The 6,750-nt window shown below is 73.0% G+C and carries 7 protein-coding genes; 5 read left to right on the top strand and 2 right to left on the bottom strand.

The genetic code is table 11. The features are described 5' to 3' along the window. Positions 1-454: 454 nt before the first annotated feature. Together ABZ215_RS42770 and ABZ215_RS42765 are read right to left on the bottom strand one after the other, a co-directional pair. Positions 455-754, bottom strand: coding sequence for a hypothetical protein (locus tag ABZ215_RS42770; protein ID WP_354956607.1), 300 nt, complete (start codon positions 752-754; stop codon positions 455-457). Between the two features lie 43 nt (positions 755-797). Further along, a complete protein-coding gene (locus tag ABZ215_RS42765; protein ID WP_020420713.1) occupies positions 798-2,921 on the bottom strand; it encodes an elongation factor G-like protein EF-G2 in 2,124 nt (707 codons plus the stop codon). A 209-nt stretch (positions 2,922-3,130) separates the two neighbouring features. On the opposite strand from ABZ215_RS42765, the gene pdxS reads away from it, so the two are divergent. From pdxS to ruvC, 5 genes are all read left to right on the top strand, one after another. Next, a complete protein-coding gene (gene pdxS / locus ABZ215_RS42760) occupies positions 3,131-4,045 on the top strand; it encodes a pyridoxal 5'-phosphate synthase lyase subunit PdxS (RefSeq protein ID WP_027936254.1) in 915 nt (304 codons plus the stop codon). Between the two features lie 85 nt (positions 4,046-4,130). Then, entirely contained in the window at positions 4,131-4,766 is a 636-nt protein-coding gene (pdxT, locus tag ABZ215_RS42755) for a pyridoxal 5'-phosphate synthase glutaminase subunit PdxT (protein ID WP_020420711.1), read from the top strand. Further along, positions 4,763-5,515, top strand: a complete 753-nt coding sequence (locus ABZ215_RS42750; protein WP_020420710.1) for a YebC/PmpR family DNA-binding transcriptional regulator — start codon at positions 4,763-4,765, stop codon at positions 5,513-5,515. The genes pdxT and ABZ215_RS42750 overlap by 4 nt, the downstream gene beginning before the upstream one ends. Positions 5,516-5,625: 110 nt before the next feature. Beyond that, entirely contained in the window at positions 5,626-6,144 is a 519-nt protein-coding gene (locus ABZ215_RS42745) for a DUF4262 domain-containing protein (protein WP_237335667.1), read from the top strand. A gap of 96 nt (positions 6,145-6,240) precedes the next feature. Beyond that, a partial coding sequence (gene ruvC / locus ABZ215_RS42740) for a crossover junction endodeoxyribonuclease RuvC (RefSeq protein WP_354956605.1) occupies positions 6,241-6,750 on the top strand: 510 nt, incomplete at its 3' end.

Here is a 6,750-nt window from a genome sequence, read left to right as displayed (position 1 = left end):
AGATTCCTATATTAGTGACTGGAGTTCAGAAGTGTGCTCTTCCCAACCGCGCGTTGTGCGCGAACCCCGTTCACGGACGCGACTTCCGCGTCCGGGTGCCGCCCGCGCGGCGCCGAGCGGCCCTGCGCAGGTCGCAACGGCCGGTCCGGCGGTTATTCGCCCGCTGAGCGCGCCCCGGCGGGGCGGACCTCGCCCACCGCGGGATTGATGCCTGCCCACGAGCGCGCCCGTCGAGCGGGTCGTGCGCGAACCCCGGTCCCGGGCGCGAGTTCCGCGTCCGGGAGCGGCCGAGCGCCGCCCGCGCCGCGGCTTCGCCGCGCGTGTTCCTCACGTGCGGGTGCGAGTTCCGCTCCGCCATGCACGCCGCCCTGCGCGAGTTCCGCTCTGCCGCGCGCCGCGCTGCCCTGCGCCAGTTCCGCGCCGCGCCGGCCGCTGCGCGAGTGCCGCCTCCGGCTCACTCCCGCGCGGCTCGCACCGCGGCGCCCGCCGCGGCCACATCCAGGTCCACCACCACGAAGTCCCCCTCGGCCCGGCCCCGCTCGGACACCCCGAGCCCGATCAGCGCCAGTTCGGCCGCCCGGTCCCGCAGCACCCACTGCTCCGGGCTCTCCGGCTCCACCGGCCCGGTCTCGTCGCGCTGCCAGGCGGCCACGGCGGCCTCGGCGAGCGCACGCGGCAGCCGGACGGTGATCCGGTGCTCCCCGATCGCCGTCCCGATCGCCGCCAGCACCTCGGCGTCCTCGTGGTAGCGCATGCGGCGAGAATAGGCACCCCACCGCGGCCCGCGCCCGTGAATTTCAGGCGTGCGCCGCCACCAGGTTCTCCGGCATCGGGTCGTAGCGCGTGTGCCTGCGGGTGAACGTCGCCGTCCCGGAGCTCAGCGACCGCAGCTCTGTGGTGTACCGCAGCAGCTCGGTCGCGGGCACCTCGGCGCGCACGATGCTCCGCCCGCCGCTCACCGACTCCGTCCCCAGCACCCGGCCGCGCCGCGCGGACAGGTCGCCGAGCACCGCGCCCAGGTACTCGTCCGGCACCCGGACGTCGACCTCGTCCAGCGGTTCGAGCAGCACCACGCGCCCGTTCGCGGCGGCCTCCTTCAGCGCCAGCGCGCCCGCGGTCTGGAACGCCGCGTCCGAGGAGTCCACGCTGTGCGCCTTGCCGTCGACGAGCGTCACCCGCACGTCGACCACCGGGTAGCCGGCCACCAGCCCGCGCTGCAGCTGCGCCCGCACCCCCTTCTCCACGCTCGGGATGAACTGGTGCGGCACGGCCCCGCCGACGATCCGGTCCACGAACTCGAACCCGGCGCCCCGCGGCAGCGGTTCGACCTCGATGTCGCACACCGCGTACTGGCCGTGCCCGCCGGACTGCTTCACGTGCCGCCCGTGCCCCTTCGCCGGCCCGGCGAACGTCTCGCGCAGGCTCGTCTTCACCGGCTCGGTGTCCACTTCGGCCCCGCCGGCCCGCAGCCGGGACAGCACGACGTCCGCGTGCGCCTCGCCCATGCACCACAGGACCAGTTGCGCCGTCTCGGCGTTGCGCTCCAGCCGCAGCGTCGGGTCGCCGGCCACCAGGCGGGACAGGTTGCGCGCCAAGGCGTCCTCGTCGCTGCGGTTGCGCGCCACGACGGCCACCGGCAGCAGCGGCTCGGGCATCGGCCACGGGCGCATCAGCAGCGGGTGGTCGGGGGAGGAGACGGTGTCGCCGGTCTCGGCCGACCCGACCTTCGTCAGCGCGCACAGGTCCCCGGCGACGCAGTAGGGCACCTCGCGCAGGTTCGCGCCCAGCGGGGAGTACAGGTGCGCCACCCGCTCGTCGGTGTCGTGGTCCTCGTGACCGCGTTCGGCCATGCCGTGCCCGGACACGTGCACCGGCCGCTCGGGCCGCAGCGTCCCGGAGAACACCCGGACGAGCGACACCCGCCCGACGTAGGAGTCGACGGCGGTGCGCACCACCTCGGCGGCCAGCGGCCCGTCCGGGTCGGTGCTCAGCTCGGGGTGCGGGGCGCCCTCGGGCGTGGTGACCGGCGGCAGCTTGTGCTCCAGCGGCGACGGGAACGCGCGGACGATGCCATCGAGCACCTCGGCCAGCCCCACGCCGGTGGCCGCGCACACCGGGATCACCGGGTGGAAGGACCCGCGCGCCACCGCCGTCTCCAGGTCCGCGATCAGCGTGTCCTCGCTGATCTCCTCGCCCGCGAGGTAGCGGTCCATCAGGGTCTCGTCCTCGCTCTCGGCGATGATGCCCTCGATGAGCTCGTTGCGCGCCTCGGTCAGCCGCTCGAGGTCCGCCGGCGACGGTTCGCCCAGGCGCGGCGGGAAGCCGTCCGAGTAGTCGTACAGCCGCCGTGTGATCAGCCCGACCAGACCCGGCTCCGGGCCGCTCGCCGGCAGGTACAGCGGCAGCACGCCGGCGCCGAACGCGTCCTGGCACGCGGCGATCTCGCCCTCGGGGTCGGCGCGGTGGTGGTCCAGCCGGGAGACGATCACGGCGCGCGGCATGCCCACCGCGGCGCACTCCTCCCAGATGGCCACCGTCGCCGGGTCGACGCCCTCGGCCGAGCACACCACGAACAACGCGGCGTCGGCGGCGCGCAGCCCGGCCCGCAGCTCGCCCACGAAGTCGGCGTAACCGGGGGTGTCGATCAGGTTGATCTTGTGCCCGTCGTGCATCACCGGCGCGACGGAGAGCCCGACCGAGCGCTGCTGGCGCACGGCCGCCGGGTCGTGGTCGCAGACCGTGGTGCCCTCCACAACGGAACCGGCCCTGGTCACGGTGCCGGACACCGCGAGCAGGGCCTCGGTGAGGGTGGTCTTGCCGGAGCCGGACGGCCCGACCAGGACCACGTTGCGGACCTTGACCGGGTCGTCCACAGCGACCGCGGCTCCGGCATCGACGGTGCGGGCTTGTTTGTCGGCCATGACGGGCTCCCCGGGGGACGACGCTGTCGAAAGGTGTGTCCTCGATCACACACCCGGCGAGCATGGTCCGGCAACCCCGCGCGGGCAGGTTGCGCCTGCGGAGCGAAAGTGGACTGCTGAGATCGCGGCGAACTGGCCTGGGGGAGCGGTCCACCGAAACCTAGACTGGACCCCGAACCCCCTCTGTGTTTCGTGAAAGGCGTTCTGTCGTGTCCGAAGTTCAGTCCAGCAGTTCCGCCACGCCCGAACGGGGCACCGCCCGCGTCAAGCGGGGCATGGCCGAGATGCTCAAGGGCGGCGTGATCATGGACGTCGTCACCCCCGAGCAGGCCAAGATCGCCGAGGACGCCGGCGCGGTGGCCGTCATGGCGCTCGAGCGCGTGCCCGCCGACATCCGCGCGCAGGGCGGGGTGGCGCGGATGAGCGACCCGGACCTCATCGAGGGCATCATCGACACCGTCTCCATCCCGGTCATGGCCAAGGCGCGGATCGGCCACTTCGTCGAGGCGCAGGTGCTGCAGTCGCTCGGTGTCGACTACATCGACGAGTCCGAGGTGCTCACCCCCGCCGATTACGCCAACCACATCGACAAGTGGGCCTTCACCGTGCCGTTCGTGTGCGGGGCGACGAACCTGGGCGAGGCGCTGCGCCGCATCAACGAGGGCGCGGCGATGATCCGCTCCAAGGGCGAGGCGGGTACCGGCGACGTCTCCAACGCGACCACCCACATGCGCAAGATCCGCGCCGAGATCCGGCGGCTCACGTCGCTGCCGGAGGACGAGCTGTACGTCGCCGCCAAGGAGCTGCAGGCGCCCTACGAGCTGGTGCGCGAGGTGGCGGAGAAGGGCAAGCTGCCGGTCGTGCTGTTCACCGCGGGCGGCATCGCGACCCCGGCCGACGCGGCGATGATGATGCAGCTCGGCGCCGAGGGCGTGTTCGTCGGCTCCGGCATCTTCAAGTCCGGCGACCCCGCGAAGCGCGCCGAGGCGATCGTCAAGGCCACCACGTTCCACGACGACCCGGACGTGATCGCGAAGGTGTCCCGGGGCCTCGGCGAGGCGATGGTCGGCATCAACGTGGACGACGTGCCGGAGCCGCACCGGCTCGCCGAGCGCGGCTGGTAGTCCTCCGCCCGGGGGCCGGTCGCGGGCGCGGCCGGCCCCCGCCGCGTGGTCCCGCAGTGGTTTTCGACGTGTTCCAGGAGGTCAGGTGTCCGCGGTACCGGTGATCGGCGTTCTCGCGCTGCAGGGGGACGTGCGGGAGCACGCCGCCATGGTCGAGAGCGCGGGCGGGCGCGCCGTCGCCGTGCGGCGCGAGTCCGAGCTGGCCGCCGTCGACGGGCTCGTCCTGCCCGGCGGCGAGTCCACCACCATGTCGCGCCTGCTCGAAACCTTCGAGCTGCTCGGCCCGCTCCGCGAGCGGCTCGCGGCGGGGCTGCCCGCCTTCGGCTCGTGCGCGGGCATGATCCTGCTCGCGAAGCAGGCCCTGGACGGCCGCCCCGACCAGCACCAGCTCGGCGCGCTGGACGTGATCGTCCGGCGCAACGCCTTCGGCCGCCAGGTGGACTCCTTCGAGGAGGACCTGGCCTTCGCGGCGCTGCCCGGCGGTCCCCTGCACGCGGTCTTCATCCGCGCCCCGTGGGTGGAAAAAGCAGGCGACGGGGTCGAGGTGCTGGCCACGGTGCCCGGCGCCGAGGGCAGCGGCGCTAGGATCGTCGCGGTCCGGCAGGGGCCGGTGCTCGCCACGGCCTTCCACCCGGAGCTGACCGGTGACGATCGGGTCCATCGCCTGTTCGTGGAGATGGTGCGGGACGCGGCGACGACGAGCGAGACGGAGGAGAGATGAGCGGCCACTCCAAGTGGGCCACCACGAAGCACAAGAAGGCCGCCCTCGACGCCAAGCGTGGCAAGCTGTTCGCGAGACTCATCAAGAACATCGAGGTCGCCGCGCGGACCGGCGGGGGCGATCCCGAGGGCAACCCGACCCTCTACGACGCCATCCAGAAGGCGAAGAAGAACTCGGTCCCGCAGGACAACATCGAGCGCGCGCGCAAGCGCGGCGCCGGTGAGGAAGCGGGCGGCGCGGACTGGCAGACGATCAACTACGAGGGCTACGGCCCCAACGGCGTCGCCGTGCTGATCGAGTGCCTGACCGACAACCGCAACCGCGCGGCGGGCGAGGTGCGCACCGCGCTGACCCGCAACGGCGGTTCGCTCGCCGACCCGGGCTCGGTGTCGTACCTGTTCAACCGCAAGGGCGTGGTGATCATGCCCAAGAACGACCTGTCCGAGGACGACGTCCTGATGGCCGTCCTCGACGCGGGCGCGGAGGAGGTCAACGACCTCGGCGACAACTTCGAGATCGTCTCCGAGGCCACCGACCTGATCAACGTCCGCAAGGCGCTGCAGGACGCCGGTTACGACTACGAGTCGGCCGACCCGACGTTCCTGCCGTCGGTCAGCGTCCCGCTGGACGCCGAGGGCGCCAAGAAGGTCTTCCGGCTGATCGACGCGCTGGAGGACTGCGACGACGTCCAGAACGTGTACGCCAACTTCGATGTGAGCGACGAGGTGCTCGAAGAGGTCGGCGCGTAACGACCCGCGTTCTCCCAAGGGCCCTCCGGCGCGCAGCCGGAGGGCCCTTGGTGTGCAACGGGAATTTTCCACCACCGGGGGCTGTGCCGCCGCCACCCGCGTACGGCAGAATGCCGCCCGTGACCGAGACCCTCGCGCCCGAAGAATCCGAGCTCCTCGAGTGGATCGTCAACCAGGCCGAGACCCGTGGCAACGCGGTGATCTCCGTGGCGGCCGACGATTCCGGCGCGGGGTACGCGTTCACGGCGTGCGTGTGGGCGCTGCACGAGGTCCCCGAGGCCGTCGTCGTCGGGCTGCCCGAGCAGATGGCGCCGGTCCTGCTCGACGCCTACGTGGACCGCGCCGCCAACGGCGAGGAGTTCGTGCCGGGCAAGGTCTACGAGGACTTCTTCGAGGGCGTGCCGGTCACCTTCGAGCGCGTCGCCAAGGGGCACTACCTCGAGTACCTCGGCAGCGCGTTCCTCGTCTACCCGGACGGCGACTTCCCCGCGCTGCAGATCATCGTCGCCACGCCGGACGGGCACTGGCCGTGGAGCGCGGACGCGCCGGAGGGGTTCGCCGACTGGCAGCCGGTGCTGACCGAGAGCGGCGCGCCGGAGAGCTGGACCCCCGGCGTTGACGGTCCATAAAGGACGATCATCGGCCCCGGCGCGTCCTGCCGGGCCGGGGTGGCCCGGCGCGGTAGCCTCACCTCGAACGCGTGTTCGGCGGCAGGAGGGTGATCGGTGCGAGTGCTCGGCGTGGACCCCGGGCTGACCCGGTGCGGGCTCGGCGTGGTGGACGGGGGGACCGGCCGCACCGTCAGCTGCGTCGCGGTGGACGTCGTCCGCACCCCGGTCGACGACACGCTGGAACGGCGCCTGCTCGCGGTCTCCGACGCCGTCGAGCACTGGCTGGACATCTACCGCCCGGAGGCGGTTGCCGTGGAGCGCGTCTTCAGCCAGCACAACGTGCGCACCGCGATGGGCACCGCGCAGGCCGGGGGAGTGGTGGCGCTGGCCGCCGCCCGCCGCGGGCTGCCGGTCGTGTTCCACACGCCGAGCGAGGTCAAGGCCGCTGTCACCGGCAGCGGCCGCGCGGACAAGGCGCAGGTCACCGGCATGGTCACCCGGCTGCTCGGGCTCGCGCAGGCGCCGCGCCCCGCCGACGCGGCCGACGCGCTCGCGCTGGCCATCTGCCACCTGTGGCGCCAGCCGATGCGCGACCGGCTCGCCGAAGCCGAGGCGCGCGCGGCC

The sequence above is a fragment of the Amycolatopsis sp. NPDC006131 genome (genome assembly GCF_040614175.1).
GTDB classification, from domain to species: domain Bacteria; phylum Actinomycetota; class Actinomycetes; order Mycobacteriales; family Pseudonocardiaceae; genus Amycolatopsis_E; species Amycolatopsis_E tucumanensis.
This window is presented reverse-complemented; position numbering and strand designations above follow the sequence as displayed.